This is a genomic window from Pseudomonas sp. B21-010 (assembly GCF_024749325.1).
Taxonomy (GTDB): Bacteria; Pseudomonadota; Gammaproteobacteria; order Pseudomonadales; family Pseudomonadaceae; genus Aquipseudomonas; species Aquipseudomonas kilonensis.
In genome coordinates this window covers 3091180-3117864 of the sequence record NZ_CP087198.1, presented here as the reverse complement: position 1 = coordinate 3117864, position 26685 = coordinate 3091180, and the positions used below count along the sequence as shown (strand labels likewise).

The following is a 26685-nucleotide window of genomic DNA, read 5'->3' as shown; positions in this document are numbered from 1 at the left end:
GCCTCAAGGGACGGCCTCGATTATTGTTCTAAGGACAGGCGGTCAAACCATGGAAGGATCAGGCTCAAGGCCCATCAGCTCACGACCGAGAATCTGCGCGCAGACGTCGTAGTCGGTATAGGCATGGGCGCCGGTCAGGTGGGCGTCGCGGAACAGCCGTTGCAACTCATTGCTTTCGAACCAGGCACCGCCGCCAGCCGCCTCCATCAAGCGATCGACGGCCTGGATGCACATCTTGGTGGCGTAGCCCTGGTTGGTCCGCCAGAACGCCAGGGTTTCCCGGCTGGGGTATTCGTGGCGCTCGCCGTATTCGGCATGCTCCTGCCAGGTTTTCTCCAGGAAGGCACGGGCCGCCGCCACCTGATGGGTCGACTCGGCCAGGCGCATCAACGCCGGGGTAGCGGCACCGACTGCCGCGCCGGTGTAGGCCCGCACGCGGTTCCTGGTTTTCTCGCGAAAGACCTCCAGCATGCGTTCGGCCACACCGAGGCTGACCGTGGAGAAACCACTGGCGAAGTAGGGCCGGTATGGCGAGTAGAAAATCTTGCTGTCGGGGTAGAGGCCGAATCCGCCGGACTTGCCCTCCATCATGTCCTTGGCTTTCTGGATCCGGTGTTCCGGCACGAAAGCATTGTCGATGATCAACGTCTTGCTGCCACTGCCGCGCATGCCCACCGCGAACCAGTCATCGCGAATCGCATAGTCGCTGCGCGGCAGCACCGCAAAGCAATAGTCCTGGGCGCCTTCGGCGTTTTTACGGCGAAACCCCACGATCGCCCATTCGGCATGATCGCAGCCGCTGCTCCAGCCCATTTCACCGCTGAACATCACACCGCCGTCGACGTCCTCGGTGCGGCCAAACGGCGCGATGCTGCTGCTGGCGGTGGCATCGGGATCATCGCCCCAGATTTCCTGCTGGGCCTTGGCCGGGAACATTGCCAACTGATGGCTGTGGGTGCACAACAGGCTCATGGCCCAGGCCGTGCTGGCACAGGCTCCGGCCAGCAGCGCGATGCAATCGGCGAACTGCGGCAGGGAAATCTCCATGCCACCGTACGGTTTCGGTTGGAAGGCCCGGTGCATGCCGATGCTTTTGAGCAAGGCTATATTCTCGGCAGGGACGGTACGGTCTTTCTCCGCCTGGAAGGCATTGGCGGCAATGACCGGCAGGATGGGCTTGAGGTCTTCGAGCAGCGGGTTTGGCTTTTTCATGGACAGGCTCTTTTATTATTGGCATCTGCCAATCCCGCCTTTGCCCGGCAACCTGAGGCTGCACAAACAACGGGATCAGTGATTAAGGCCAGTCCAGTATGGGCAATCACCGGCGGGTGAAAAATGCACCTTCCAGATCCAAGATTGTACTTTTCGTGGGCAGGCTTCGGCTCCATGGCGCGCTCGGTCAAATACCCCGGCACGGATGATCAAGACACGCGCCCCCATCCGGGCTCTTAATAGGGCCATCCCCTGCAATGCCTTGCGTAGGCATTGCAACGGAGTTTCCTTTCACTTTGTCAGGTTGCGTCATGATCAATATCGAAACGCCCACCTATTACACGGCCACCAAGAAATACAACCTCAGCTTCCCCACGCTGGAACAGGACGTGGACGCCGATGTAGTGGTCATTGGCGGCGGTTTCTCCGGCATCAATACCGCGCTGGAGCTCGCCGAAAAAGGCATCACCAACATCGTGGTGCTGGAGGCGCGTTACCTGGGGTTCGGCGGCACCGGGCGCAATGGCGGGCAGATCATGGCCGGCATCGGTCATGACCTGGAAAAGATCAAGAAGGACGTGGGTGAAGACGGCCTGCGCCAGATCTTCGAGATCAGCGACCTGGGCGCCGACATCATCAAGGACCGTATCGCCAAGTACGCCATCGACGCCGACTTCTGCCACGGCTACGGCTACATGGGCTTCAACGCGCGCCAGGAGAAAACCCTGCGGGCCTGGGAAAAAGACTTCAAGTCAGTCAACAGCAAACACGAGATCCGCTTTCTCGGCGGCTCCGACGTGCAGCAGATCATCGGTTCCAAGGCCTACGGCAGCGCCTTGCTGCACATGGGCGGCGGGCATGTGCACTCGTTGAACCTGCTGCTGGGTGAGGCCAAGGCCCTGGTCAGCCACGGCGTGCGGATTTTCGAGAACAGCCCAGCCCTGGAAGTCAGTTATGGCGAGCGCATCACCGTGCGTACCGGGCGTGGCTCGGTCAGGGCCAGCAAGCTGCTGTGGGCCTGCGACAGTTTCCTCAACAAGCTGGAACCGGAACTGCACCGCTCGACCATCAACACCTACGCCTTCCAGATGATGACCGAGCCGTTGTCGGACGAACTGATCCAGCGCATCAGCCCGATTCGCGGTGCCTACAGTGACATTCGCCCGGTGATCGACTACTACCGCGTCACCAACGAAAACCGCCTGCTGTTCGGTGCCGCGACGCCGTTGGTGGAGCACATCCCCCAGGACCTCAAGGCCTGGAACCGGCGCCTGATGCTGAAAATCTTCCCGTACCTCAAGGACGTGAAGATCGACCTGGCCTGGGGTGGCCCGATGGCGTGCAGCCCGAACCTGTTCCCGCAGATCGGCACCCTGCCCGGCCGCAGCAACGCGTTTTTCGTCCAGGGTTACTCAGGCTTTGGCGTCACGCCGAGCCACATCATCTGCAAGGTGCTGGCCGAAGGCATGAGCGAAGGCTCGGCGCGCTACGACCTGGTCAGCTCGATCCATCGCCCGACCATCATCGGCAAAGACGCCATTCGTCCATTGCTGCTGACCGCCGGCAAGTCCTGGCATCAGCTGTCGGGCTACTGGAACGGCCGTCGCTGAGGGAGGGGATTTATCCCGCTGCGCTGCCGTAGGAGCTGTCGAGTGAAACGAGGCTGCGATCTTTCCATTGACCATTGAGTCTAGAGCGAAAGGTCAAAATCAAAAGATCGCAGGCTTCGCCAGCTCCTACAGCACGCCACCCAACTTCACTATTTTTCAATCATCAGGAGTCACTGCCATGCCCCTTATCACCCTCGAAAAAGACATCCAGCTGTCCGACCTGGACGCCTGGGGCACCGTCGCCGATCTCGGTTCGCAGATTCTCGAAGGCGAAGTCAAAGCCTTCGGCAAGATGACCTTCGGCGCACCGACCGATCCCGTCAGCAGCGCCTACTTCGGCACCACCCAAGGCAAGTTCCGGATGGTCTACCCCTTCGCCGAACAAGCCACCGTGGTCACCGGTGAAGTAGTGCTCACCGACGAGGCCACCGGCCAGAGCACCCGCTACAAGGCCGGCGACAGCTGGTTCGTGACCAAGGGCACGCCGGTGCTGTGGGAAGTGCTCAGCGAGAGTTTCGTCAAACACTACTTCGCGGTAGCCTGATCGGACTTGGCTGCCGGCCCCACCGGCAGCCCTCTCGGCGAAGGTGCAAGCATGAACGTCATCCTCACCCAGGACATCGCCGGCCAGTGCCTGCACGCCTTTACCCAGCTTGTTCCCGTCAGCCGGGCGGCGTTCTACTGCGTTGATCGGCAACTGCAGGTCCATGACTTCAGCCTGCATGGGATGAGCGGCGAGATGCACCGCGACTACCTGGACAACTATCGCCAATTCGACCCGCTGCACCCGCGCCACTGCGTGTCCAGCGAGTTTTCCGTGGTGCCGTTGAGCCTGGCGATGAGCCGCCAACCGCGACGTGACAACCATCGCTATCACGACTTCCTGCAGCGCTACGGCGTGGTCGACGTTGTGGAAGTCTTCGCCCATCGGGACGGTCAGCCCCAAGCCGCGATTTCGTTGCTGCGCACTGCCGAGCAAGGTGTCTTCACCAGCCAGCAGTTGAGTCAACTCAGTGCGTTGCAGGCCATGCTGCAACTGGCCGTGGCCCATTTGCCTAACCATGAGGACCCACTGGGCGACTTGACGCCCAAGGAGCGCCAGATTGCCTGGTTGCTGCGCCAGGGCGTCAGCAACAAGCAATTGGCCCGGGAGCTGGAGGTGGGCTTGCCGACCATCAAGACGCACCTGATCCACCTGTTCCGCAAAGTCGGTGTGAGCAGTCGCACCGAATTGGTCAGCGCACTGTTCCTCTGATCAACCATTTGGTTGATAGGCCGCCGTTGCCCGGCACCGCATGATCCGAGTGGCTAATTCAACCACCGGAGCCTTGCAATGAGCACCTCTTCAGACTGGATCACCGTCGGCGCCCTGGCCGATGGCTTTGCCCCCGAAGCCTTCATCCTGCCAAACCTGGCTGACCTGGACGGCAAGACCTTCACCCTGCATTTCGCCAACAGCTGGCAGATCGAACATCGCTTCGAACAGGACACCTTGACCTGGAACGCCACCGATGGGCATTCCAGCGGCACCGCGACCTACCGGGCCACATCCGTACGCCCGGGGCTGTACCTGGTGGACTTCATCAAGCGCGAAGGCGAGCTGACGTCGTCGATAAGCCTGGTGCTCGATACCGCCAGCACGTCCTTCACCGCCGTGATCGGCCGCATGCCAAGCCAGCAAGAAACCGGTGAAGGCCTCTACAGCCGCGCGTTGACCGGCAAGCCCCTGACCTCGGTTCAAGCGCAGTTCCTGCACGGCAGCCTCGATCGTCCCTGGCAGCCTGGCCTGTGCCCGCATGCACCGACCACCGAACTGGTGGGGCTGCGCAACCTGTATCGCTACAGCCCGAGCGAAGTCTACGAGCACATTTACCTCAACGACCAGTTCTACTCGTGGCAATGCCTCAAAGGCGTTGAACAAGGCCTGTGCGACACCGATCGCTGCGACACCTACAAGATCGCCGATCAGCTGTACCTGTTCGTCTGGCGGGAAAAAATCATCCCGACCCTGGGCCTGGTGCTGATCGACCTGCAACAGCATCGCAGCGACGGCAAGATCTTCGGTTACGCCGGTGCGTCGTTCGATGAGTTCTCCAATTTCCCGGTCAGTTCGTACTGCCAGGTGCTCAACCAGACGGAGTATCCCGATGCCTGAATTACGCACCGTCGTGATCACGGGCGCCGGCAGCGGTATCGGTACGGCCTGCGCCCGCCTGTATGCCGCCGAAGGCGCCAACCTGGTGCTGATCGGTCGACGCCGCGAGCCCCTGGAAACCCTCGCCGAGGACATCGGCGGCCTGGTGCTGGTGGGCGACGCGGCCTGTCCGAACACCTGGGACGGCTTCGCCGAGCAGATTCGCACGCGTTATGGCCGACTCGACGTGCTGCTGGCCTGTGCCGGTGGCTTGGGCATGGGCAGCGCCACCGAGACTCAGCCATCGGCCTGGGAAGCGGCACTGCGCAGCAATCTCGACAGCGCCTTCTACAGCGCCCGGGCGTGCCTGCCGCTGCTGCAGGAAAGCGCCGGCAACATTGTGCTGATCGCCTCCATTGCTTCCTTGGCGGCAGGCCCGCACGTGTGCGGCTACACCACCGCCAAGCATGCGCTGCTGGGCCTCAACCGCTCCCTGGCAAGGGATTACGGGCCTCACGGCGTACGGGTCAATGCAGTCTGCCCAGGTTGGGTCCGCACGCCCATGGCCGATGAAGAAATGCAGGCATTGATGCAGTTCCATGGCGAAACGTTGCAACAGGCGTATGACCGGGTCTGCGCCGATGTGCCGTTGCGCAGGGCTGCCAGCGCCGAGGAAATCGCCAGCGTCTGTCGTTTCCTGGCCTCGCCTGATGCATCGATCATCACCGGGGCGACGCTGGTGGCCGATGGTGGCTCCAGCATTGTCGACGTACCGACACTGGCCTTCAGCCGGATGGAGGCCAGCAATGCCTGAGGATCTGGATTTCAGCGGCCAAACCGTACTGGTCACGGGCGGCGCCCAGGGCATTGGCCGGGCCATCGTCGAAGCGTTTGCCCTGCGCGGGGCTCGCGTGGTCATTGCCGACCTGGGCCTGGCCCGGGCCGAAGCAGTGGCCAGCGAATTGACCGCCGAGGGCTGTCAGGTGCAAGCGGTGGGGGTTGACCTGGCCGACGCAACGGCGGTCTTCGGGATGATGGCCGAGCTGGAGCAGCGCTTGGGGAGGCTGGATATCCTGGTGCACAACGCCGGCTATTTTCCGCTGACACCGTTCGCCGAGATCACCCCGTCGATACTTGAGCGAACGCTGGCGGTGAACTTGTCGGCGCTGTTCTGGCTGACCCAGGCGGCGTTGCCGATGTTCCGGCGCCAGGGCCAAGGCTGCGTGCTGGTGACCTCCTCGGTTACCGGCCCGCGGGTGGCGTATCCAGGGCTCAGCCACTACGCGGCCTCCAAGGCCGGGGTCAATGGTTTCATTCGCAATGCCGCGCTGGAGCTGGCGGCCGAGAATGTCCGCGTCAATGGCGTCGAGCCGGGCATGATTGCAACACCGGCCATGGCGAATCTTGGCGACGATGTGGTCAATCAGGACATCGCCCGCCGGGTGCCGCTGGGTCGATTGGGCCAACCGAGCGACATCGCTGGCGCCATGCTGTTCCTGGCGTCGAGCCTGGCCAGTTATGTGACCGGGCAGACCTTGGTGGTCGATGGGGGTTCGACCTTGCCGGAGGTTTGAACCTGTGTGGGGGTGAGTCAGCTTGCGGTGAGGGTGGATGGACCACCGTCATCGCGAGCAAGCTCGCTCCCACATTTTATCCACCTCATCAGCCCTCGCTGTGGGAGCGAGTTTGCTCGCGGTAGCGGTCGTCCAGCCAGCGACGACCTTGTTCAAGCCACTCCCTGCCCCACCTGCAAACGGCTGGAACGAAATTCCTTGGGCGACAGCTCGAACTGCTTCTTGAACGAACGGCTGAAATGCGCCGAATCGGTAAAGCCCCATTTGTAGGCGATCGAGGTAATGGACTCGTCCCGCAGGAACGGGTTGGTCAGGTCATCGGCGCTGCGCTTGAGCCGGGCCCGCTGGATGTAGCGGCAAACGCTGTCATCCTGCTCTTCGAACAAGCGATACAGATGCCGCACCGAAATATTCAGCCGATTGGCCAGGCCCACCGGGCTGAGGCCCGGCTGGGTCAGCGACTCGTCGATGACCTTCTGCACATAGCTGCGCAAGTGACTACCCTGCAACGCCACCCCTTCGTCACGGCCATCACTATCCTGTTCCAGGGCCGAGCCCAACAGCGAAACGAAGGCACTCTGCAAGGCTTCACCCTCTCCCGCCGCGCCCTCGCCATCCGGTGTGTCCTTGCACAGTTGGTCCATCAACACATGCAGCATCCGCCCACACGCCTTGCTGGACGACACCTTGCCGAAGGTCTTGGCTTCCCCGCCCAGCTGCCTCGACACGTCCTGGCGCGACAAGGACAGCACCGCGTGCTCGATCAGGCCGAACGGAGTGATTTCAAGCGCCCCAACGGAATCCATCAACAACAATTCACCGGGCGCCAACTGGATGCTCCGACCGTTCTGGGTAATGCGGCAGTGGCCACTGCGCTGGCTGACCAGGAGGCAATCCTGGTCATCATCGTGATCGGCGTTGGGCGAGTGACGCTTGATGTTACCGGCGTTGGTGCGCAGGTTCGCGAGGGCAAGGCCCCCCCGATGGAAGTTCGACACTTCACCAATGAACAGCGCACGATTGAAGGCCAACTCGGTATCGAAGTGGCCGCAAGTTGCCCGCAGATCCCGGTTCCAGGTGTCCAGACCGTCCTGCCCTACCTGTTGCATGCTCATGGCATTCTCCGCAGTGGCTTATTGTTTTTGTGCGGCAATAGTTAACATGTTATCTATATGCGCGCAACAAGTACCTGATCGCCAGAGCAGTAGCAGGAATGATGCCAGGGCAGGACAAAGGAATCAGAGCGTTGCCAACACCCGCTGCAGGCCGCTCAAGGTCGCCAGCAAGACGGTGCGCTGCTCCCGGCTCAACGGGATATAGCGACGAAAGGCCGGCATGCGATTGACCACTTCGCTACCGCCCATGTGTTCCAGGCGCACGCACCACTGGCGTCCTTGCAGATCGATGCGCAGACGTTTGAAATCCAGCGGCATGAGCGCCTGATACAGCACAAGATCCTGCTCCACGGCCGCCTGCAACCGGGCCGCCAGGTCACTGCGCCCGTCCCGCTGCCGGCAACGAATGCCGCTACGCCGAACAGCCCCGCCGTGGTGCAGTTCCAGACGCGCCGTGCCCTCTCGGGAGGCAGGCACGCGCAGGACGAACTCGGTCATCACCAGGTGCATCAACAGCTGCGACTCGGTGCGTTCGACAATCTCCAACTGCAAGCTGCCGTCGTCGGTTGCTGCCGTGGCCGTAGCCGGGCCCGCCACCTCGAATCGCGCCAGCGCCAGGTTGCGCCGCAGGTGTTCCAGGGTTGCCCCAGGCCGATAACCGGCCGGGGCGCGCTGGGCGCTGAACAATTCAGACAGTTTTTGCAGCAGGGTCGATAAACTCGCCCGCAGGTTGCCCTGGCTCATGGGAGAACTCCTTGGCCAGCACGTCTTCTACCGACGCTGGCTTGAATGGATTGACCTTCTGTACCACCAGGGTCCAGAACAAGGCGTACGCTGCCGTGCCACCGAGCATCACCGCGAAGGGCACGTAGATGTCTGCCGGGTTCATGCCGGGCGGCGTGATGAACCACATGCCCAACACAATGCCGACACTGGACAGGATCTGTGGCAACGGGAACCACGGCGAGCGATAGGCCCGAGGCAGATCAGGGCGGCGAATCCGCAGGCTGACCACCGACACGGTCACCAGCAGGTAGGCAAAACTCCAGGCGCACACCGCAGCCAGCACCAGGTGCATGATGTTGTCGGTATTGCCGCCCAGCCACAACGCATGCAGGCACGGAATCAGCATCGCCACCAGGATGCACAGCAATGGCGTCTTGAAGCGCGGGTGCAGATAGGTGAAGACCTTCGGCAACGCACCGTCCACCGCCATGCCGTAGAGAATCCGCGGTACACCGGCCATCAGGGTGTTGATGGTCGCCGCACCGGCAAACAGAAAGCCGATACCCAGCCACATCGGGCCGATATCGCCCATGACCTGTTCGGCGAAGCGTGGAATCGCCATGGGGGTGTCGAGCAGATGAACGCCGCTGGTGGCATCAAGCAGCACGTTTTCCACCTGGCGCTTCATCGCCGCGCCGTAGATGAACATGCAGGTGGCGACGCTGAACAAGCCCAGCATCATCGCCCGGGGCATGGTTTTCGCAGAGTTGCGCAGGTCCGGCGCCAGCGGTGTGACGAATTCGCAGCCGACAAACATGAACATGGCCATGCCCACCAGCGACAACACCGTGACCAGATCGGTGCCCACCACGGACGCGCCAAACCAGCCCTCCAGCTCCACCGCCGGCGCAGCGATCAGGCCCAGCACGCCGAACACCATCAGGGTGGTCCACATGCCGAACGTCAGGATGATTTCGGCCCGGCCAAAGGCACTGACGCCGAACGCGTTGAGTACGCCAAACACCACCACGAACCCCACGCCCAGCAACCAGGAGCCGCCTGCCGATTCGGCCAAGGTGTTGAGGTGTTCGAAGTTCACCAGGGCCATGACCCCGGCCAGGATGGTCTCGGCGGTGCCGGCGAACACATGGACAATCAGATAGGCCGACAACGTCCCGGTAATCGCGAAGAAACGGCCCATGCCACAGTTGATGTAGTCGTAGACCGAGCCGGTGGTCGGAAGCATCGACGCGGCCTCGGCGAACGTCGTCGCCTGGGCCAGCATCATCACTACGGCGATCAGCATCGCCACGGCAAAGGCGCTGCCGCCAATGCCAAAGCCCATGGTCGCGGTGAGAATCACGGGGCTTGCCATGATCAGGCCAATGGTGCTGGCCAACGCGGTGGGAAAACCCACCGCCCCCCGGTTCAAGTGCTCGGTGAGCCTGTCATTGATCGACATGGTGCAAGGTCCTCGAAAGCGGATTTTTAGTATGGATGCCACAGCCGTCCAGGAACCGGCGATCATGCCTTCCCCAACCAGTCCCTGATCGAAACGGCGTTGCGTGCAGCCTTACTCTGCGCCGCCCCGCCCCGGGCGTCTTGCCCATGTCTGCCGCCGGTTTTGTTGCTGCCTGCCAACACCGCGGCGCTGGCGGCCTGAGTCAACTCCATGGCAGGCAGGTGAAAGACTTCCCCGGGTACCACTCCCCTTAATGCGCGCTCTGCTGTCCTATCACACTGGGGAATCCACCATGGAGCACACACGCCGTACACCTTTGCTGCGCAACGCCATCGGCCTGGGCATTGCCCTGCTGGTCGCCGATTCATCGGCCCAGGCCTATGAGCTTTACACCGACGCAGACACCACCATCACCGGCAACTTCCTGGCGGTCTACGGGCTGTTCAACAGCCGCAAGAACTACGACGGCACCGCCGGTGGTTCGAGCTGGCGCGAAGGCTTCATCAAGTATGGCCTGAGTATCGACCAGACACTCGGCGGCCTGGGCAGTGTCTACGGGACAGCCAACCTGGTCAGCTCCGGCACTTGGGGCGATGGCGACGCAGCCGGCTTGAGCGACGGCTCGGAACGCACCACCAAGTTCGATGAAGCCTTTGCCGGCTGGCGTTCGGGGGATCTGTTCCCGGCATTGGGCAAGGACGGTGTCGATCTTTCCTACGGCCGCCAGGTGATCACCCTGGGGGACGGTTTCATCATCAACGACGATGGCTTGAACCTGGGCAAAGGCGTGGCCGATGGCGAGCTCAACCGTGGCGGCGCCTATTACCTGGCGGCCCGGCATGCCTTCGACGAAACCGCTGTCGTGCGCCTGGGCGGCAAGGAAGGCGTGCATGGCAGCCTGATGTGGATCAAGTCCGACAACCGCGCCCAAGCCAACACCGAGATGGCCGCCAGCACCCTGGAATACACCGCCGCACCTGGCACCCTGGGGCTGACCTACATCCACGGCATCAATGTCGATGACCGCTACGCCAGCGACTTCCAGAAACAGCGCGAAGGCATGGACATCTACAGTCTGCGCGGCGCCGGGAATGCTGGCATCGAGAATGCCCACTTCGCCTTCGAGTATGCCTGGCAGGACAAGGACGCGGGACCGGAGAAAGCCTGGTACACCGAAGCCGGCTACACCTTCGCCGACCTGCCCTGGACGCCGGACCTGACCTATCGCTACAGCCGCTATTCCAAAGACTGGGACTCGATGTTCAACGGCCAGAACCGCGGCTATGGCACCTGGTTCCAGGGTGAGGTGGCGGGCAACTATGCCGGCCCGTTCAACAGCAACACCGCCATCCAGCACGTGGGCCTCAAGCTCAAGCCGGCAGAAACCGTGACCATTGGTGCACTGTTCTTCGACTACCAGACCCTGCATACCCGTGACGCGCTGAACCTCGATGCGCAGGAGCTGGACCTGTACGTGGAATGGGCGGTGAATGAACACCTGATCGTCACGCCGCTGGTGGGCCTGTACAAGCCTGAGAAGGATGCGCACAGCGATGGCAATCAGGTCGGAGGCAATGGCACCAACGTCTATAGCCAGTTGGTGGTGGCGGTTCCTTTCTGACAGGCCGACCGTAGGAGCTGCCGCAGGCTCGGGCCGCGTTCGGACGATCTTTTGATCTTTCGCTTTCGATGCAAGTGTCTTTGGAAAGATCGCAGCCTCGTTGCACTCGTCAGCTCCTACACAGCTCCTACACAGCTCCTACGCGGGTCCTACGGGATAGCGATTGGTCTGTTATCTGTGTTGGTGCAACATGGTCTGGATCTGATGGGTCGCCTGCCGGGTGCTCTGCGCCAGCTTGCGCACCTCATCGGCCACCACTGAGAAACCGCGCCCGACATCTCCGGCCCTGGCGGCTTCAATGGCGGCGTTCAAGGCGAGCAGATTGGTCTGGTCGGCAATGCCCTTGATCACCCCCACCACCGTGGCAATCTGGGCGTAGGTCACCTGGTTCTGTTCGAGCATGCGCTGATGGGTGGACTGGGCCGAACGCTCATCGCTGATATCGCGCACCGCACCAATGACCCGCACCAGTTGCCCATGCGAATCGCGTACCGCCCGACCGCGCTCACGACACCAGATGTAATCCCGGGTCTTGTGGCGCATCCGGTATTCGAAGACGTATTCACCGCTGCCCTGGGAGCCAAGGATTTCCCGGTCGAAAATGGCCATGATCTTGGGCAAGTCGTCCGGGTGGGTGATGCCGACCTGGGCATCCCAGCCATCGGGCAAGTCATCCGGCCCATAGCCCAGCAGCGCACGGAACTGACTGGAAAAGCGCATGCCACTGGCCGGGTGCTGGAGGTCACCGTTGACGACCGTGATATCCCAGCAGCCTTCTGTCAGGGTCGACTGCAGCAGCTCCCAGATCTGCGCATCCCGGCGTTGTTGCTGCAGCTGCTGGCTGAGTTCGCCCAAGCGAATTTCAAGCACCTGCTCGCGCTCGTGGGCTTGCTCCAATTGCTGGCGAACCTTGTGCAACTCATGCTCGCTTTGCTGCCAGTGCAGGGTTTGCGTCTCCACTTGTGCCTCGACCTGATGCAGATGTGCAGTCGCGCTCGCCATCTGCCGTGCATGCTGCTCAAGGACGGTGCGCAGTGGCGGATACGCGTCGAGCAGCGGTGTGTCCTCCGTTTCGCCGGCCAGTACGCGCTGCACCTGTGCGATCAACGCCCGTTTCTGTTTGTTGGTCTGGAGAAACATCGCCCGCCCCTATGCCATCAAGTCGAAACCCGGATCTGATCGCAAACCGGCCAGGCTGGCTTGTCCCTGCCTGCACGGGGCCTTGCACCTGGCTGCCAACCACCCAGGCTGGCAGCCACAGACATACGGCGCGGCAGGCACAGTCAAGCTGGACGGTCCTGCCGGGATTACCCTCGGGGCTTTCCCTATTCGTGATCAGGAAACCCTCATGAGCGATATTGCCCTGCTGCCTCAGGTCGAAGCCTTCCTCGGCAGACATCACGCCCTGTTCATCGACGGTGGCTACGTCGAAAGCCAGAGCAACCAGACGCTGGACGTCGTCAACCCCGCCACCGGCCAAGTCATCGCCCAGGTCAGCGACGCCACCCACGGCGACATTGGCGTGGCGGTGGAGTCGTCCCGCCGCGGCTTCAAGCAGTGGTCCCAAACGGCTCCGGCGGTGCGCGGCCATGTGCTGCTCAAGTTAGCGGACCTGCTGGAACGCAACCGCGAAGAACTGGCGCAGATCGAAACCTGCCAATCGGGGAAGATCATCCACATCTCCCGGGCCTTCGAAGTCGACCAGGCCGCTCATTTCCTGCGTTACTACGCTGGCTGGGCGACCAAGATCAACGGCGAGACGATCACCCCATCACTGCCCTCCTTCGCTGGCGAACGCTACACCGCCTTCACCTTGCGCGAACCGGTCGGAGTGGTAGTCGGTATCGTGCCGTGGAATTTTTCCACCATGATCGCCATCTGGAAACTGGCCTCAGCCCTGGTGACCGGTTGCAGCATCATCATCAAGCCCAGCGAGTTCACCCCGCTGACCATCTTGCGCATCGCTGAACTGGCCATCGAGGCCGGCCTTCCAGCCGGTGCCCTGAATGTGCTGACCGGCGGCGGTCTGGTGGGCAAAGCGCTGATCGAACACCCGGGCACCAACAAGGTCTCATTCACCGGTTCCGTGCCCACCGGCCTGGCGGTGGGCCAAGCGGCCATGGGCGCCGGGTTGACCCGTGCAACCTTGGAACTGGGCGGGAAGAATGCGGCGGGGTTCCTGCGAGATATCGATCCCGAGGTAGCGGTCAACGGCATCATCGAGGCGGGCTTCCTGCATTCGGGACAGATCTGTGCTGCAGCGGAACGGTTCTTTGTCCATCGCTCGCAGATCGAGTCGATCATGGACAAACTGGCCCAGCGCCTGAGCAAACTCACCATCGGCTCGCCCCTGGACGAGCGCACCGAATTCGGCCCGGTAACCAACCGCCAGCACCAGCACAAACTCGCGGAATTCTTCGCCAAGGCCCGCGCACAGAACAACACCATCGTCCACGGTGGCAAGCTGATCGATGGACCGGGTTGCTATGTCGAGCCGACCATCATCCTCGCTAATCGCCGCGACGACAGCCTGCTCAACGAAGAAACCTTCGGCCCGATCGCCACGTTCTTCCCGTACGACACCGAGGAGGAGTTGCTGGAACTGATGAACGACACCCCCTACGGCCTGAGCGCCAGCCTCTGGACCAACGACCTGGGCAAAGCCCTGCGCATGGTCCCCGCCATCGAAGCAGGCACGGTCTGGGTGAACATGCACACCCTGCTCGACCCGGCGGTGCCTTTTGGTGGCAGCAAATCTTCAGGGATAGGCCGTGAATTCGGCAGTGCATTCATCGACGACTACACCGAACTGAAGTCGGTGATGATCCGCTACTGACCTTCAAAGGCTCTGGCCCCCCTTCAGAGCCCCCATGTGGGAGCGAGCTTGCTCGCGATAGCGGTCTATCAGCCAGCCATGATGCTGAATCTGACGCCGCCATCGCGAGCAAGCTCGCTCCCACAGTTTTTTTTCCGAGTCGCCCAAGGCATCCGCGACCAACACAAATCCCCTGTGGGAGCGAGCTTGCTCGCGATAGCGGACTATCAGCCAACCATGATGCTGAATCTGACGCCGCTTTCGCGAGCAATCCCGCTCCCACAGTTTTAACGCCGGCAGGCGTTGACCGGTGGGACTCGGCCGCGCCAGGGTTGGGCGCGTTCCAATTGGGCGGCCAAGGCCAGCAAGGTGCTTTCCTCGCCAAAGCGACCGGCAAAATGCGCCCCCATCGGCAGGCCATTGGCGCTCCAGGACAACGGCACTGACATCGCCGGCTGGCCGCTGGCGTTGAACAGCGCGGTGAACGGCGAATAGCTGTGGTAGCGCTCAAGCAGTTGATCCAGGCTCATGCACACATCCTGCAGATCCAGTTCGCCAATCGGCACCGGTTCACGGGTCAGGACCGGGGTCAGGATCACGTCGTAATCCTGCATGAACACTGCCAACTGCCGGCCCAGCGCATGAATCCATTCCACCGCCGCGACATATTGGGCGCCGCTGACGTTGCCCTTGTCCCGCAGGATGATCCGGGTCCGCACCTCCAGTTCTTCCGCCTGCACGGCGAACCCACGCATCTGGCCCAGCAGGTCGACATAGCGACGGGTGCTTGCACCAATAATGCTGAACACGTGGTCGAGAAACTCCAGCAACCCCACCGGCAGGCTCACCGGTTCGACACGGTGCCCCAAGGACTCGCACAACCGCGCGGCCTCGCCCACCGCCTGAAGGCTCTGGGGTGACGTAGGCCAGGGCTCGAGTTGCTCGACCAGGGCAATGCGCAGCGGCTTGGGATCAACCTGCACCGCCATCACATACGGCAACGCTTGGATCGGCGCGGCGTACGGCGCGCCCAGGTCCATCCCAGCGGTGGCATCCAGCAGAGCTGCACTGTCACGCACCGACAAGGTGATCGCATGAGGCGTGCCCATCCCGGCCCAGCCCTCGCCCATTATCGGCCCCGACGGCATCAGGCCACGGCTGGGCTTGAACCCGAACACGCCACAGCAAGAGGCCGGCACGCGCAATGAACCGCCACCGTCGTTGCCATGGGCAAACGGCACCACGCGGGCCGCCACCAGTGCCGCCGCGCCACCACTGGAGCCACCGGCGCTATGATCGGTGTTCCAAGGGTTGCGGGTGGCGCCGAAGCGCACGGACTCAGTGGAGTACGAGGTGCCGAACTCAGGAGAAGTACTGGTGCCCATCAGTTGGCATCCGGCACGCCGCAACCGCGCGACGACTTCCGAATCAAAATCCGCACGACAGTCGCCCAGTGCGCGCGAACCGTTCGTCATCGCCGCGCCGTTGACCGGTGAAAACAGGTCTTTGATCAAGGTCGGCACACCGGCCAGCAGGCCTTGTCCAGCCTGAGGCTTGCGCGCCGCCTCCCGGGCCGAATCGTACAAGCGCTCGGCCACCGCATTGAGCTGCGGCTCGACCCGCTCCAGGCGTTCGATGGCCGTCTCCAGCAGTTCGCCGGGCTGAACCTCGCCACGCCTGACCCACTCGGCCAGCGCCGTGGCATCTTCAATGTCCATCAAGTGGTGGATGTCTTGCATACCCATGTCTCAGGTTCCTTATGTCATGACGATTGATGTGATCCGAGAGTGCTCGCCTGCCCCTGGCCCCGTGCTCGCAGGCCGGCCACGACCCAGAGCAGCGCCAAGGCAAGACTGGCCAGGGACAGCCACTGGATGGCGTGACGCAGGTCGCCGGCGAAGACAACCACCGAGGCCACCACCAGCGGACTGACGAACTGACCGATGTACAGGCACGAGGTAAACCCGCCCAAGCCTCGGCCCCGGGTGCTGGCGGTCAGCGCATTCATCACTGGCGCCATCACGTTGGGTACCAGCAGGCCGGCCCCCAGGCCCTGGATGAACACCGCCACGAGCACTTCGTTGTAGCTTTGCCCGCGCATCAGCAGCCACAGCCCCAGGCCCATCAGGCCTAGCAACAGTGCGTTGCAACCAGCGATGCCGAAGCGGCGGCGCAGCAACGGCCACATCAGCGAACCGCCCAGGGTCGCCAACAGGCTCAACCCCGCGGCCAGGCCGATCATCGTGCTGGAGGTGATACCCAGGCTGACCAACAGCATCGGCGCCTGGATCGGCATGATGAACGTCAGGATCATGCCGCCCAGGATCATCAGGTAGCCAACCAGCAGCTGCAGCACGGCGACCTTGGCCGGACCCGGTGCATCGATGCTCTGCTCGACCCTCTGCAGCTTCGCCACTGGCGGCTCCCAGAGCACTTTCATCATGGCCGGCACCAGCAGCAATGGCAGCAAATACAGGAGGAACGGCGTGCGCCACGAGTGCTCGCCGAGCACCCCGCCCACCACGAAAAACAGCGCCCCCACCAGGCCAATGGTCACCACCTGCCGATTGACGTAGCGCAACCGCTCCTCGCCCTGCCAATAGTCCGCGATCAAGGTTGCGCAGCAGGTCATCACCGCCGCCTCCGTACAACCGAACAACAGCCGCGCACCGACAATCGAAGGCAGGCTATCGAGAAGCGCCGGCAACGCGCCGAGCAAGGCGTAGAGCACCGTGGCAATCACCAGCAAGGCCTTGCGCCCAACCCGGTCGGCCAACCAGCCAGCCAACGGTGCGCACACGGCAATCGCCAAAGCCGGGCCGGTAATCGCCAACGGCACCAGCAGATCGGCGCGCGGCTCCAGGGGGCCGAATTCGGCGCCCAACCTGGGCAGGATGGGCGTGACCATCACCGCCCCCATGATCGTCAGGCTGCTGCCCAGCATCAGCACCAGCCCTTCACGCCAACTGGCCTGGCGGGACGGGGTGGCCGCGGTTGAAACGGAACGTGATTGGTTCATGGCGAGCCCCTTTTAGAAACTTTGAGAAATACGCAGCGCCGCGGTGTAGCCCTCGGCGCGGTTTCGCGCATCGAGTTCCTTGTAGACATGCAGCCACACCGGGGGGATGCCGGGCTTGAAGTAGCTCACTGCCGGCCCGACCGCCAGCACACGGGCACGATTGCCCGCCTCCAGGCCCGGCGCATCGTCATCGGTGAATTGCCGGTAGTAAAAGCCGCCCACACCCACGGTCCACGGGCCAACGTGTTGACCCACGGCAAACTCGTGGCGGTACTCGACGCCATTCTTGTAGTCGGTGGCGTGGTTGCGGGTGTTGATGTCGGCTTCGAAGCTGGAAGACACTTCGAAGCCGCTGTCGGAGATGTAGGTGGCGTTGAGGATCGGCGAGAAGGTCCAGTGGTTGAGACCCGGTGAGATCAAGCGATCCTTGTCGTAGTCGCCCGTGGGGGTCTGGATCTGGAACTGGGCGTTGACGAACAGGTTCGGCGACAAGGTCCACTGCAGGATCACCGGCAGCACCTGTATATCGGCCATGCGGAACGGATCGGCTTCCAGGTCCAGCGGCCCGACAGGGGTCTGCACCTGTAGCGAAGCGTCCATCTGGAAAAACGGTACGACGGCGCCGAAGCCATACTTGGCGCCCAGCACGGTGTAATCGGTCATGCGCATGTAGGCAACGCCGATGGACAAGATATCCAGGGACAAATTGTTGTCCACGGACTTACCGTGACGATCCTTCTGCACGTTGGTCGAGTAGAACGCGGTGCGCAGGCCGACGGTGCCAAAGGGCGTGGCCGGCGGCATCATTCCCGCGCCGAAGTCGTAGACCCCGAACGCCGTGGTCGGCGCGCCGTTTTCGGTGCCATGGGCAGCGCCACAAGCAGCAATCAACCCCAGGCTTAACCAGGTACAGCGCAAGACGTTGGTTTTATTATTTTGATACATCGAATGCCCCTCCAACCATGTGGTGTTGGGGTCATCCTAGGGAGCCGGCCGGTCAGCCGTTATCCGTTTTCAGCACAGATACGTGCGACGCAGGGTTTGTGAAGGGGTCTCGCCGAACAGCACCCGATAGTCGCTGGAAAACCGACTCAAATGCCAGAAGCCCCAGCGCGCCGCTACCTCCTGTACACCCTGGGCATGGCCGCCGCTGCGCAGTTCACGACGCACGGCATTGAGGCGCAACGCCCGCAAATAGGCCACGGGGTTGATACCCAGCGTCTCCTGGAAGCAATACTGCAGTTTTCGTCGGCTGGCACCGATGTGGTTGCACAGGTCGAGGATCGACAGCGGCTCATCGACATGGGTCAAGGCATATTCCCGGGCGCGGTCGACCATGCGCTTGCGCGCCGTGGGGTTGAGCGGCGGCGCCTCATCCGGTGCCACCAGTTCCAGTATGTGCAGCATCACCGTGTCACGCAGGCCACGGCGGATCGACTCGTAACCCAGTAACGAGTCACGCCCCTGCTCGCCACCTTCAAGCTCATCGAACAACGCCGCCAGCTCGGCGGGCAGCGTCGAGTTGCCGAGACGGTAACACTTGGGAAGATCGGTAATTCGAAAGCGACTGCCCTGTCGTTCCAGCACATGCTCCAACGCCTGCTCGTCGATGGCGACACTGAGCAGGTCGAGATGCTGGGGTGTGCGCAGCTCGGGCAGGTTCTGGCCACGGGCGACCAATAGGCTGGGCTCGATAATCGGATGCCCGGAGCAAAAGACCGGCCCATCGGCACTCAGCGGCACGCTAAAGGTGATGGCGCCCTCCCAGGCCATGCCTTGCTTGGTCAGTGCCTGATTAGAGCGGTCGCGCACCAGTTGCATCCAGTCCGAGCGGAACTCGACCAACTCGCCTTCGAAGCGCCCGGGGGTCAACTGGTCATAGCAAACCTGCCAGCCGCCCATGTTGCGGGCGTGCTCGTCGATGTCTGCGGTACGAAACCGATTGATCGGCAGCGTCGGCAACAGGTCCGACGAGATCGCTGGCTGCGCCATGTTGGAGTTGTTCATTGACCCGACCTTTGATGATTCCAGGGCATACGGGTCAAAGCTCAGGCAAGTTCCATTCCGCCCCGTGGGCCGGTCGGGCAATTGTGCCGAAAACGGATAATCGCTCAGGACTCAACTGCCGGCGTCGGCATGGGCCTCTTCAAAGAAATAGTCCTTCCAGCTGTCGGCCTGGTTTTTCAGCACGCCCAGTTCGTGCAGTTTCTTGGCATAGATGTAGGTGCGTTGCGGGACGACAGTGAAGTCGATTTCGGGGTCAGTGACGATTTTTTCCACCAGTGGCAGCGGCAACTTGGACTGCTCTACGCGGATGTAGGTCTGGGCAGCGGCCGGCTTGTCGGCCTTGATGATGCCTTGCGCCTCCACCAGGGCGTCGTAGAACGCCTTGTAGGTCTTGGGATTTTCGTCGTGGAATTTTTCCGTGGTGTAGAGCACGTTGAACGTCGCCGGCCCGCCCAGCACATCATAGGAGCTGAGCACCTTGTGTACGTTGGGGCTTTGCAGTGCCTGGTACTGGAACGGTGGGCTGGAGAAGTGCGAATTGATTTCCGACTGACCGGCGATCAGCGCCGCCGTCGCATCCGGGTGCGGGAGGCTGACCGAGATATCATCGAACTTCTTGAAGTGATCGTTCCCGAACACCTTGGCGGTTTCGATCTGCAGCGTGCGTGACTGGAACCCGACGCCCGCCGCCGGGACAGCGATCCGGTCCTCGTCGGTGAAGTCCTTGAGGCTCTTCACGTTCGGGTTATTGGTCAACAGATAGTTGGGCATCGACCCCAGCGAGGCGATGGCCTTGACGTTCTGCTTGCCGCGGGTCCGATCCCAGATCGTCAGCATCGGCGGAACGCCGGCCGAGACCACATCCAGGGCACCGGTCAGCAAGGCTTCGTTCATCGCCGTTGCGCCGGAAATGCTGTTCCAGTCCACCTTGATATCGAGGCCCTGGGCCTTGCCATGCTTCTCGATCAACTGCTGGTCACGCACCACGTCGAGGATCAGGTAGCCGATACCGAATTGCTGGGCAATGCTGATCTTGCCCTCTGCCTGGGCCGTGGGACCGAGCAATGCCGCTGCCGCCACGGAGACGAACCACACCGTGAGCGCAGAACGCTTGAAAGCCATAGCCATGGAAACCTCACAGGAAATGAAAGAAACCGAGGGGGCTGACTTTAAAGCTATAAAAAAATTAATTTAAATACTGGTATGGAATATCAATAGCACTTAAATATTCAGTGCACTCCAACGCCTCCGACAAGCACCGAATCGCTAATCGGCTCCCCAACCGCACACGCTGATCGTGCGCGGCGCGCCGAACATCCGTCAGGCGCTGATCGATGGTGTCGATCTGTTGGACTGGCTGCGTGTGGCCGCCGTCAAGGCCTGGCGCACCGCATCGGTGTGCAGCGGAGCCTTCCTGGGCTCTATCTGCGAGTCGGCATGCTCGGCGACGAACGTGCTGCAACGGTCGCGCAACCAGCGTTCCCCCGGGTCATTGTGCGAGGCGCCGCGCCAGACCATGGACAGCTCGTGCTCGGGCAAGCATATCGGCGCCGGCTCGGCCCGCAAACCTGTCCCCACCGCCATCGCCCGCGCCACGTAATCCGGCACGATGGCGATCATGTCGCTCCGGGCCAGCAACACTGGCAAGGCGCTGAACTGAGGCACCGTCAGCACCACCCGGCGTTGCCGGTTCATCAGGCATAAGGCGCGGTCCGAGTCATCAATAACATTGCCCATGGATGAGACCACCGCATGGGGTCGGCGGCAGAATTCGTCCAAGGTCAGTTCGCCAGGCTGCGCATCGGCCCGCAACAACATCGGTCGAATCGAACGCAGGGCCTTGCGTCGGGCATTGGCCGGCAGCTCCAAGGTGTGGCTGATCCCCAGTGAAATATCCCCGCAGGCCAGCAACTGTGACATCTGCCATTGATCGACCCGACGCACCACCAAGGTCGTGCCCGGTGCCTCGACTCGCAGGCGCCGCAACAGATCGGGCAACAACGCGTATTCGACGTCGTCGCAGAGCCCGATATGAAAGGTCGCCTCGCTGGTGCCCGGGTCGAACGCCTGACAACGACTCAAGGCCGCGGCGATGCCGTCCAGCGCTGGAGAGAGATTGGAAAAGATCTCCTGTGCCCGGGACGTCGGCTCCATCAACCGGCCTGCACGAATAAACAACGGGTCATCGAACATCAACCGCAAGCGCGCCAGGGCACTGCTGATCGTTGGCTGACCGAGAAAAAGCTTTTCGCTCACGCGAGTGACATTTCGCTCGTGCATCATGGTTTCGAAGACAACCAGCAGATTGATGTCAGCACGACGCAGGTCATTTCTGTTCATCATGATAGCCGTCCCAGGCGCCAGGCCATTGAATCAGGAGAGGACAGGATCATCGCTTGAGCCCTCATCAAGGCGCAGCAGCGATGGGATGTTTGAAAGGCTATTCCCGTGACAGGCCGATGTCTGTCGTACGTAGGGACACCCAACTCATGCCTTAGGCAGGTTCACTGATACTTCGGTATGCAGGACGATCCTGCACAATCGTGTGCGGCCTGAACTACCAGCGGGTTCAGGGAGTTCGCCGTCATCAGTAAAAATTCATACCCAGGTATACTTGGCGGAGTTATTGGACAGCGTATCTTGCAGTAATAGCGGCGCCTGTACGGCAACCTGCTATCACCACCAGGTATCGAAATGTCCCACACTGCGATTATTTCAATTATTGATGATGATGAATCGGTTCGAGTTGCATTGGATGGTTTGTTACGCTCCCACGGCCATCGCGTTAAAACTTATGCCAGTGCCATCGACTTTCTGGCTTCACCCGGATTTGAAAACACAGCCTGCCTGATATCGGATATCCAGATGCCGGGAATGACCGGCCTCCAGATGTACGATGAACTGTCTGCCCGGGGCATTCATATCCCAGCCATTTTTATCACCGGCCACCCCAGCGCGCCGCCAAGAACAAGGGCGTACGCGGTGGAGCCAGTGGCGTTTTTTCCAAAGCCGTTCAACTGTGCAGAACTGATCGCTTGTCTCGAATCAGTCCTCAATCGTCCGACGTGATGCCGCAATGCCGATCACCTGGCCTTAATACCTTCGTATAGATCCGTCATACCCAGACATATCACCACTGACCTTACGTAGAAGTGTCGGATGTTGCGCCGGCGCATACGATCTTCTACAGCGAACCAAAGTTGAAGGTGCTTGATGCTCAATCATTGAGCCAGACACTTTTGGGTACTTCGCGCCACGGTCACGCTGAACAGTTCAATTCATTCAACGTATCGATTTTGTCTTCGGGAGCAAATCATGAAACAGCAAATTCTGGTTATTGGTGCTGGCTTCGGCGGAGTATGGAGCGCATTGAGCGCGGCCCGCCTGCTGGACCAGCATGATCGAAATGACGTGCAGATTACTGTCCTGGCGCCCCAGGCGGAATTGCGCATCCGGCCTCGTTTCTATGAGCCGGACGTCCACACCATGCTGGCTCCGCTGGACGGACTGTTCGATGCAGTGGGCGTGAAGTTCGTACAGGGCTCGGCGAGCAGTATCGACGTCGAGGGTAAACAGGTCGGCTACGTGGACGTGTTCGGCACCCAGGGCAGCCTGGGTTACGACCGATTGGTACTGGCGGCAGGCAGCAAACTGTTTCGCCCCGATCTCAAAGGCATGCTCGAACATGCCTTCGACGTCGATGAAATCGAACAGGCAACGCGCCTCGAAGCCCACATCAAGTCCCTCAAGAACCTGCCGGACAGCCCTGCCCGCAACACCGTGGTGGTGGCCGGCGGCGGCTTCACCGGCATCGAAACCGCCACCGAAATGCCAACTCGCCTGCGGGCAGCCCTGGGTGAGGACGCGAACATCCGGGTCATCGTGGTGGATCGCGCGCCGCAGATCGGCGCATCGTTGGGCGACGGCATTCGCCCCTCCGTGATCGAAGCGTCCGATCACCTGGGCATCGAGTGGATCCTCAATGCTTCAGTCGATTCGGTGGATGCCGGCGGTGTCACCCTGTCGAACGGCCAGCGTATCGAGTCCAATACCGTGATCTGGACCGTGGGTTTCCGTGCCCACCCACTGACCCAGCAAGTGCCAGGCACCCGCGATCAGCAGGGTCGCCTGCACGTCGACGGCCATCTGAAAGTGTTGGGGCAAAACGACATATTCGCCACCGGTGACGTGGCCTATGCCGCCACCGACACACTGGGCAATTACGCGGCGATGTCTTGCCAGCACGCCATATCCCTGGGTCGCTACGCCGGCAACAACGTCGCGGCCGACCTGCTGGGTGTGGCGCCGATGCCCTACAGCCAACCCAAGTACGTGACCTGCCTGGACCTGGGCGCCTGGGGTGCGGTGTATACCGAAGGTTGGGATCGCCAACTCAAGCTGGTCGGGCAGGAAGCCAAGGATCTCAAGACCCAGATCAACAGCGTGTGGATCTACCCGCCCGCTGCTGACCGCACCGCGGCCCTGGCGGCGGCTGACCCGTTGATTCCGGTGGCCTGACCCTTACTGCCTAACCCGGCCAGTCTCTCCTTTCTGCGCCGGTCTTTCCCAGACGCCTGCCAATGATTCTTCGGCGGGCGTTTTTTTGATGAAAAACCAGCACCAAACCGATGGGAGCGAGGCTACTGGCGATAGCTGTGTCAATCAACATTGATGTTGGTTGATCCGCCGCCATCGCGAGCAGGCTCACTCCCACCTGTTTCTCTAATCGCTGCGTCTGTTCACCAGGTATTGATCTGCGCGAGCTTGGTCGCCAGGGGCAGGCCGTTCCAGGTGTCCTTGGCTGCGCACCCGACCGGGTTGTGTGCCCACCGATACCAGACATGAAGGTTCTGGGCCCCGGCGATCAGCCCCGCAAAAGGATTGAGCAGTCCGCCGCCTCCGGCGCCTTGCAGCCATGGCAAGCAGTATTGGCAGGGATGCAGTTGAACATACATCACCCAGTCCCCGGCATTTGGCGCGACAAGGCCATAGGGCACCAAGCCATTGCCGCCCGCCACCACCAAGGCGTTACGCTCCGCATGACCGGAAAACCCGACCGCAGGCGCGCCGGGCACAACAGCGAAGGCGCCAACGATTGAAAAGCGTGAATTTCCAAATACCACGCCATAAGGCAAGGCCGCCCCGCCCGCTACCGCATTCCCCAAGGGAAAACCTGCGCCCGGATTGGACACCGTTGCCAATGCGGCCCAACAGGAGCCGTGGGCAATGCCAGCTCCCGGCAGGGCCTGGGTATGGGCATGCGTCGCGCATTGCCGGGCGAGTTCCAACGCTTCGAGATAACCTGGGTTCATGACGCCGCCCATGGCCACGGTGAACTGATGCAAAACAACCGGCATAAGATTATCCCTGTCTTGATCGGGTTGACATGGGGCCACAGCTGAACTCGTCCAGAGTTTCAAGGGCGCCTCAGAACACGCAGGTGAGACTAGCCGCGGGGATGAAAAATGCAAAATGGAGCACCCAGGCTTGTCTACATCATCCGCGCCGGAAACGCCTTGAGCTCAAGCTTCTCCATCACCAACCCGATGAATGCCGAAACCGCCAGCGGCAACTGCCGCCGGCTCGGATAGAGCACATTCAGGCCGAAGCCGATGCGCTGGTATTGCGGAAGCACCCGCACCAGCCTTCCGGCTTCCAGGTCGAGGCTGCTCAGCGCCCCCGGCAACACGGCGATGCCCAGGCCGGCGACGGTCGCCCTGCGCAGCGCCTGGGCGGTGTTGGCGTGGAAGCGGCTGGCGATCTGCACCTGTTCCTCGATGCCGTCCGGGCCAACGAATCGCCAATGGGTCATGCCGCCGGGATGAGCGAAACTCACGCCGTCGTGGTGAGCCAGGTCCTGCAACGAAAGCGGTGCGCCGCGCGCGGCAATGTACGCGGGGCTGGCAACCATGCCGTCACCGTCGTTCTTGAGCAGTTGGCGACCGACATACCCCGAGTCCTGCAAGGGACCGCCGCGAAAGGCCACGTCAATGCGGTCGGCAATCAGATCGACCCGGGCATCGCTGAGCACGAAATCAAGCTGCACTCGCGGATGCGCGGCTAAAAAGTCGGCCACCCACTCCATCGGGAAGAAATCGAAAAAGTCCGCCATCGCCGCGATGCGCACCAGGCCGCTGGGCTCCTCGCTGCCCATCATCAGTTCCTGTCCGGCATCCATCAGGCCGTCTACCGCATCCACGCAGCGGTCATAAAACCCCTGGCCCGCATGGGTCAGCGTGAGTTTGCGGGTCGAGCGCTGCAGAAGTCGCGATTCAAGCTGCGCCTCCAACTGCTGGACCCGTCGGCTGACGGTGTTGGAAGGCATGCCCAAGCGCCTGGCGGCTTCGGCGAAGCTGCCGCTGCGGACCACCTGGACGAACAGCGCAACATCGTTGAGATCGAGCATGGCGCGCACATTCCTTCGTTTTGTGGATGAGTTCAATCCGATTGTATCGACTAATCAATCTATTGGCAGGCACTTATCCTTCTCGCATCGAGGCCCAGCGCCCAAGACTTGGAGGCACCCCATGAACAGCATCGTCGCAGCACCGCCCCGCGCCATCGTCCACCGCACCTCCGGCAGCAGCCATGGGCCGATCACCCGGCTCATGAGTCCCGGTGACCTGGGCCAGCTCTGCAAGCCATTCGTGTTTCTCGATCACTTCGCCTTCAACGCCGATGCCATGCAAAGAGGCTTCGGCATGCACCCTCATTCCGGGATCGCCACGCTGACCTACATGATCGAAGGCCAGGTGATCTACGAAGACACCACGGGGCAGTCAGGCACGCTGCCCAGCGGCGGCATGGAGTGGATGCAAGCCGGTAACGGCGTATGGCACACCGCCCGACCGGTTGCGGGTTCGCCGATCCAAGGCTTCCAGCTCTGGGTTGCACTGCCGGCGGCAGAAGAAAATGCCCCGGCCCGCAGCGTCTACCTGGCCCCCTCCGAGATCCCCCGTGAAGGTCCGGCGCTGGTGTTGCTCGGCCAATACGGCGCAGCCCGCAGCAATGTTGCGGCGCCAGCAGGCATGAACTACCTCGCCGTGCAGTTGCAGGACAACGAGCACTGGCGCTACACGCCGCCGGCCGGGCACACCGTCGCCTGGCTGGTGGTCAACAGCGGCGGCCTGGATGCCGGCGGCCACGTCAATGCCGCAGAGATGGTGGTATTCGAAGCGTCCGGCAAGGCCATCGACATCGTTGCCCGGGGCGCGACCTCCTTCGTGCTCGGTTCGGCGGTCAAGCATCCCCATGACCTGGTGATGGGCTACTACTCGGTGCACACCAGCCAGGCAGCCCTGGAAAAAGGCGAGAAAGAAATCCAGCGCATCGGCGCCCTTTTGCAACAAGAGGGTCGGTTGGCCTGACCGCCCCTCGACTCAATCCCTAA

The 26685-nt window shown here is 61.9% G+C and carries 23 protein-coding genes and 1 pseudogene; 11 read left to right on the top strand and 13 right to left on the bottom strand.

What is annotated here, in order from left to right; genetic code table 11:
- Positions 1 to 42: 42 nt before the first annotated feature.
- Positions 43 to 1212 carry a p-hydroxyphenylacetate 3-hydroxylase oxygenase component gene (locus LOY50_RS13685; RefSeq protein ID WP_258691142.1) on the bottom strand — a complete coding sequence of 390 codons (1170 nt, stop codon included), beginning with the start codon at positions 1210 to 1212 and terminating at the stop codon, positions 43 to 45.
- 311 nt (positions 1213 to 1523) lie between these two features.
- Here LOY50_RS13685 and LOY50_RS13680 point away from each other — a divergent pair, with 311 nt between their 5' ends.
- The 6 genes from LOY50_RS13680 (at position 1524) to LOY50_RS13655 (ending at position 6530) form a co-directional block, all read left to right on the top strand.
- Entirely contained in the window at positions 1524 to 2822 is a 1299-nt protein-coding gene (locus tag LOY50_RS13680) for an FAD-binding oxidoreductase (protein WP_014338024.1), read from the top strand.
- A gap of 178 nt (positions 2823 to 3000) precedes the next feature.
- Positions 3001 to 3366 carry a cupin domain-containing protein gene (locus LOY50_RS13675; protein ID WP_024617864.1) on the top strand — a complete coding sequence of 122 codons (366 nt, stop codon included), beginning with the start codon at positions 3001 to 3003 and terminating at the stop codon, positions 3364 to 3366.
- 51 nt (positions 3367 to 3417) lie between these two features.
- Complete coding sequence (locus LOY50_RS13670; RefSeq protein WP_258691141.1) at positions 3418 to 4077, top strand: LuxR C-terminal-related transcriptional regulator; 660 nt, start codon at positions 3418 to 3420, stop codon at positions 4075 to 4077.
- Positions 4078 to 4155: 78 nt separating this feature from the next.
- Positions 4156 to 4977 (top strand): molybdenum cofactor biosynthesis F family protein, encoded by an 822-nt coding sequence (locus LOY50_RS13665; protein WP_258691140.1) that lies wholly within the window; start codon positions 4156 to 4158, stop codon positions 4975 to 4977.
- Positions 4970 to 5770, top strand: a complete 801-nt coding sequence (locus LOY50_RS13660) for an SDR family NAD(P)-dependent oxidoreductase (RefSeq protein WP_258691139.1) — start codon at positions 4970 to 4972, stop codon at positions 5768 to 5770. The genes LOY50_RS13665 and LOY50_RS13660 overlap by 8 nt, the downstream gene beginning before the upstream one ends.
- A complete protein-coding gene (locus LOY50_RS13655; protein WP_258691138.1) occupies positions 5763 to 6530 on the top strand; it encodes an SDR family oxidoreductase in 768 nt (255 codons plus the stop codon). The genes LOY50_RS13660 and LOY50_RS13655 overlap by 8 nt, the downstream gene beginning before the upstream one ends.
- Positions 6531 to 6682: 152 nt before the next feature.
- On the opposite strand, the gene feaR is transcribed toward LOY50_RS13655, so the two are convergent.
- From feaR to LOY50_RS13640, 3 genes are all read right to left on the bottom strand, one after another.
- Positions 6683 to 7645, bottom strand: a complete 963-nt coding sequence (gene feaR / locus LOY50_RS13650) for a transcriptional regulator FeaR (protein ID WP_214512321.1) — start codon at positions 7643 to 7645, stop codon at positions 6683 to 6685.
- 123 nt (positions 7646 to 7768) lie between these two features.
- Positions 7769 to 8389, bottom strand: a complete 621-nt coding sequence (locus LOY50_RS13645; RefSeq protein ID WP_258691137.1) for a DUF3156 family protein — start codon at positions 8387 to 8389, stop codon at positions 7769 to 7771.
- Entirely contained in the window at positions 8334 to 9833 is a 1500-nt protein-coding gene (locus tag LOY50_RS13640) for an APC family permease (protein WP_258691136.1), read from the bottom strand. Before LOY50_RS13640 ends, LOY50_RS13645 begins: the two co-directional genes overlap by 56 nt.
- Positions 9834 to 10125: 292 nt before the next feature.
- Between LOY50_RS13640 and LOY50_RS13635 the strand changes: the two genes are divergently transcribed.
- On the top strand, positions 10126 to 11454 hold the full coding sequence (locus tag LOY50_RS13635; protein WP_258691135.1) for an alginate export family protein: 1329 nt from the start codon (positions 10126 to 10128) through the stop codon (positions 11452 to 11454).
- A gap of 180 nt (positions 11455 to 11634) precedes the next feature.
- On the opposite strand, the pseudogene LOY50_RS29145 reads toward LOY50_RS13635, so the two are convergent.
- A pseudogene (locus LOY50_RS29145) lies at positions 11635 to 12174 on the bottom strand (PAS domain-containing methyl-accepting chemotaxis protein); the annotation flags it as partial.
- 628 nt (positions 12175 to 12802) lie between these two features.
- Between LOY50_RS29145 and LOY50_RS13625 the strand changes: the two are divergent.
- Positions 12803 to 14290 (top strand): aldehyde dehydrogenase family protein, encoded by a 1488-nt coding sequence (locus tag LOY50_RS13625; RefSeq protein ID WP_258691134.1) that lies wholly within the window; start codon positions 12803 to 12805, stop codon positions 14288 to 14290.
- Positions 14291 to 14556: 266 nt separating this feature from the next.
- Here LOY50_RS13625 and LOY50_RS13620 read toward each other — a convergent pair whose 3' ends face one another.
- From LOY50_RS13620 to LOY50_RS13595, 6 genes are all read right to left on the bottom strand, one after another.
- The gene (locus LOY50_RS13620) at positions 14557 to 16014 is read right to left on the bottom strand and encodes an amidase (protein WP_258691133.1); all 1458 of its coding nucleotides are present in this window, start codon (positions 16012 to 16014) and stop codon (positions 14557 to 14559) included.
- A gap of 17 nt (positions 16015 to 16031) precedes the next feature.
- Positions 16032 to 17288, bottom strand: coding sequence for an MFS transporter (locus LOY50_RS13615; protein WP_258691132.1), 1257 nt, complete (start codon positions 17286 to 17288; stop codon positions 16032 to 16034).
- A gap of 12 nt (positions 17289 to 17300) precedes the next feature.
- The gene (locus LOY50_RS13610) at positions 17301 to 18233 is read right to left on the bottom strand and encodes a transporter (protein WP_258691131.1); all 933 of its coding nucleotides are present in this window, start codon (positions 18231 to 18233) and stop codon (positions 17301 to 17303) included.
- 69 nt (positions 18234 to 18302) lie between these two features.
- Positions 18303 to 19295, bottom strand: a complete 993-nt coding sequence (locus LOY50_RS13605; protein WP_258691130.1) for a helix-turn-helix domain-containing protein — start codon at positions 19293 to 19295, stop codon at positions 18303 to 18305.
- A 111-nt stretch (positions 19296 to 19406) separates the two neighbouring features.
- Positions 19407 to 20423: an ABC transporter substrate-binding protein gene (locus LOY50_RS13600; protein WP_258691129.1), complete on the bottom strand. Its 1017-nt coding sequence runs from the start codon at positions 20421 to 20423 to the stop codon at positions 19407 to 19409.
- 192 nt (positions 20424 to 20615) lie between these two features.
- Positions 20616 to 21638, bottom strand: a complete 1023-nt coding sequence (locus LOY50_RS13595; RefSeq protein WP_301300420.1) for a LysR family transcriptional regulator — start codon at positions 21636 to 21638, stop codon at positions 20616 to 20618.
- A gap of 351 nt (positions 21639 to 21989) precedes the next feature.
- Here LOY50_RS13595 and LOY50_RS13590 point away from each other — a divergent pair, with 351 nt between their 5' ends.
- Both LOY50_RS13590 and LOY50_RS13585 read left to right on the top strand, forming a co-directional pair.
- Positions 21990 to 22364, top strand: coding sequence for a response regulator transcription factor (locus LOY50_RS13590; RefSeq protein ID WP_253474531.1), 375 nt, complete (start codon positions 21990 to 21992; stop codon positions 22362 to 22364).
- A gap of 246 nt (positions 22365 to 22610) precedes the next feature.
- On the top strand, positions 22611 to 23813 hold the full coding sequence (locus LOY50_RS13585) for an NAD(P)/FAD-dependent oxidoreductase (RefSeq protein ID WP_258691128.1): 1203 nt from the start codon (positions 22611 to 22613) through the stop codon (positions 23811 to 23813).
- Positions 23814 to 24034: 221 nt separating this feature from the next.
- On the opposite strand, the gene LOY50_RS13580 is transcribed toward LOY50_RS13585, so the two are convergent.
- Complete coding sequence (locus tag LOY50_RS13580) at positions 24035 to 24652, bottom strand: hypothetical protein (protein ID WP_018613374.1); 618 nt, start codon at positions 24650 to 24652, stop codon at positions 24035 to 24037.
- Between the two features lie 134 nt (positions 24653 to 24786).
- A complete protein-coding gene (locus LOY50_RS13575; RefSeq protein ID WP_258691127.1) occupies positions 24787 to 25701 on the bottom strand; it encodes a LysR family transcriptional regulator in 915 nt (304 codons plus the stop codon).
- A gap of 121 nt (positions 25702 to 25822) precedes the next feature.
- Here LOY50_RS13575 and LOY50_RS13570 point away from each other — a divergent pair, with 121 nt between their 5' ends.
- A complete protein-coding gene (locus LOY50_RS13570) occupies positions 25823 to 26662 on the top strand; it encodes a pirin family protein (protein ID WP_258691126.1) in 840 nt (279 codons plus the stop codon).
- Positions 26663 to 26685 lie beyond the last annotated feature (23 nt).

Bases quoted from the DNA above. Each gene is read 5' to 3' on its own strand.
- LOY50_RS13615 (WP_258691132.1), bottom strand. From the start codon at position 17,288: ATGAACCAATCACGTTCCGTTTCAACCGCGGCCACCCCGTCCCGCCAG.
- feaR (WP_214512321.1), bottom strand. From the start codon at position 7,645: ATGAGCATGCAACAGGTAGGGCAGGACGGTCTGGACACCTGGAACCGG.
- LOY50_RS13590 (WP_253474531.1), top strand. From the start codon at position 21,990: ATGTCCCACACTGCGATTATTTCAATTATTGATGATGATGAATCGGTT.
- LOY50_RS13655 (WP_258691138.1), top strand. From the start codon at position 5,763: ATGCCTGAGGATCTGGATTTCAGCGGCCAAACCGTACTGGTCACGGGC.
- LOY50_RS13675 (WP_024617864.1), top strand. From the start codon at position 3,001: ATGCCCCTTATCACCCTCGAAAAAGACATCCAGCTGTCCGACCTGGAC.
- LOY50_RS13685 (WP_258691142.1), bottom strand. From the start codon at position 1,212: ATGAAAAAGCCAAACCCGCTGCTCGAAGACCTCAAGCCCATCCTGCCG.
- LOY50_RS13595 (WP_301300420.1), bottom strand. From the start codon at position 21,638: ATGATGAACAGAAATGACCTGCGTCGTGCTGACATCAATCTGCTGGTT.
- LOY50_RS13670 (WP_258691141.1), top strand. From the start codon at position 3,418: ATGAACGTCATCCTCACCCAGGACATCGCCGGCCAGTGCCTGCACGCC.
- LOY50_RS13570 (WP_258691126.1), top strand. From the start codon at position 25,823: ATGAACAGCATCGTCGCAGCACCGCCCCGCGCCATCGTCCACCGCACC.
- LOY50_RS13585 (WP_258691128.1), top strand. From the start codon at position 22,611: ATGAAACAGCAAATTCTGGTTATTGGTGCTGGCTTCGGCGGAGTATGG.
- LOY50_RS13665 (WP_258691140.1), top strand. From the start codon at position 4,156: ATGAGCACCTCTTCAGACTGGATCACCGTCGGCGCCCTGGCCGATGGC.
- LOY50_RS13600 (WP_258691129.1), bottom strand. From the start codon at position 20,423: ATGGCTATGGCTTTCAAGCGTTCTGCGCTCACGGTGTGGTTCGTCTCC.
- LOY50_RS13580 (WP_018613374.1), bottom strand. From the start codon at position 24,652: ATGCCGGTTGTTTTGCATCAGTTCACCGTGGCCATGGGCGGCGTCATG.
- LOY50_RS13610 (WP_258691131.1), bottom strand. From the start codon at position 18,233: ATGTATCAAAATAATAAAACCAACGTCTTGCGCTGTACCTGGTTAAGC.
- LOY50_RS13605 (WP_258691130.1), bottom strand. From the start codon at position 19,295: ATGAACAACTCCAACATGGCGCAGCCAGCGATCTCGTCGGACCTGTTG.
- LOY50_RS13625 (WP_258691134.1), top strand. From the start codon at position 12,803: ATGAGCGATATTGCCCTGCTGCCTCAGGTCGAAGCCTTCCTCGGCAGA.
- LOY50_RS13620 (WP_258691133.1), bottom strand. From the start codon at position 16,014: ATGGGTATGCAAGACATCCACCACTTGATGGACATTGAAGATGCCACG.
- LOY50_RS13645 (WP_258691137.1), bottom strand. From the start codon at position 8,389: ATGAGCCAGGGCAACCTGCGGGCGAGTTTATCGACCCTGCTGCAAAAA.
- LOY50_RS13680 (WP_014338024.1), top strand. From the start codon at position 1,524: ATGATCAATATCGAAACGCCCACCTATTACACGGCCACCAAGAAATAC.
- LOY50_RS13660 (WP_258691139.1), top strand. From the start codon at position 4,970: ATGCCTGAATTACGCACCGTCGTGATCACGGGCGCCGGCAGCGGTATC.
- LOY50_RS13640 (WP_258691136.1), bottom strand. From the start codon at position 9,833: ATGTCGATCAATGACAGGCTCACCGAGCACTTGAACCGGGGGGCGGTG.
- LOY50_RS13635 (WP_258691135.1), top strand. From the start codon at position 10,126: ATGGAGCACACACGCCGTACACCTTTGCTGCGCAACGCCATCGGCCTG.
- LOY50_RS13575 (WP_258691127.1), bottom strand. From the start codon at position 25,701: ATGCTCGATCTCAACGATGTTGCGCTGTTCGTCCAGGTGGTCCGCAGC.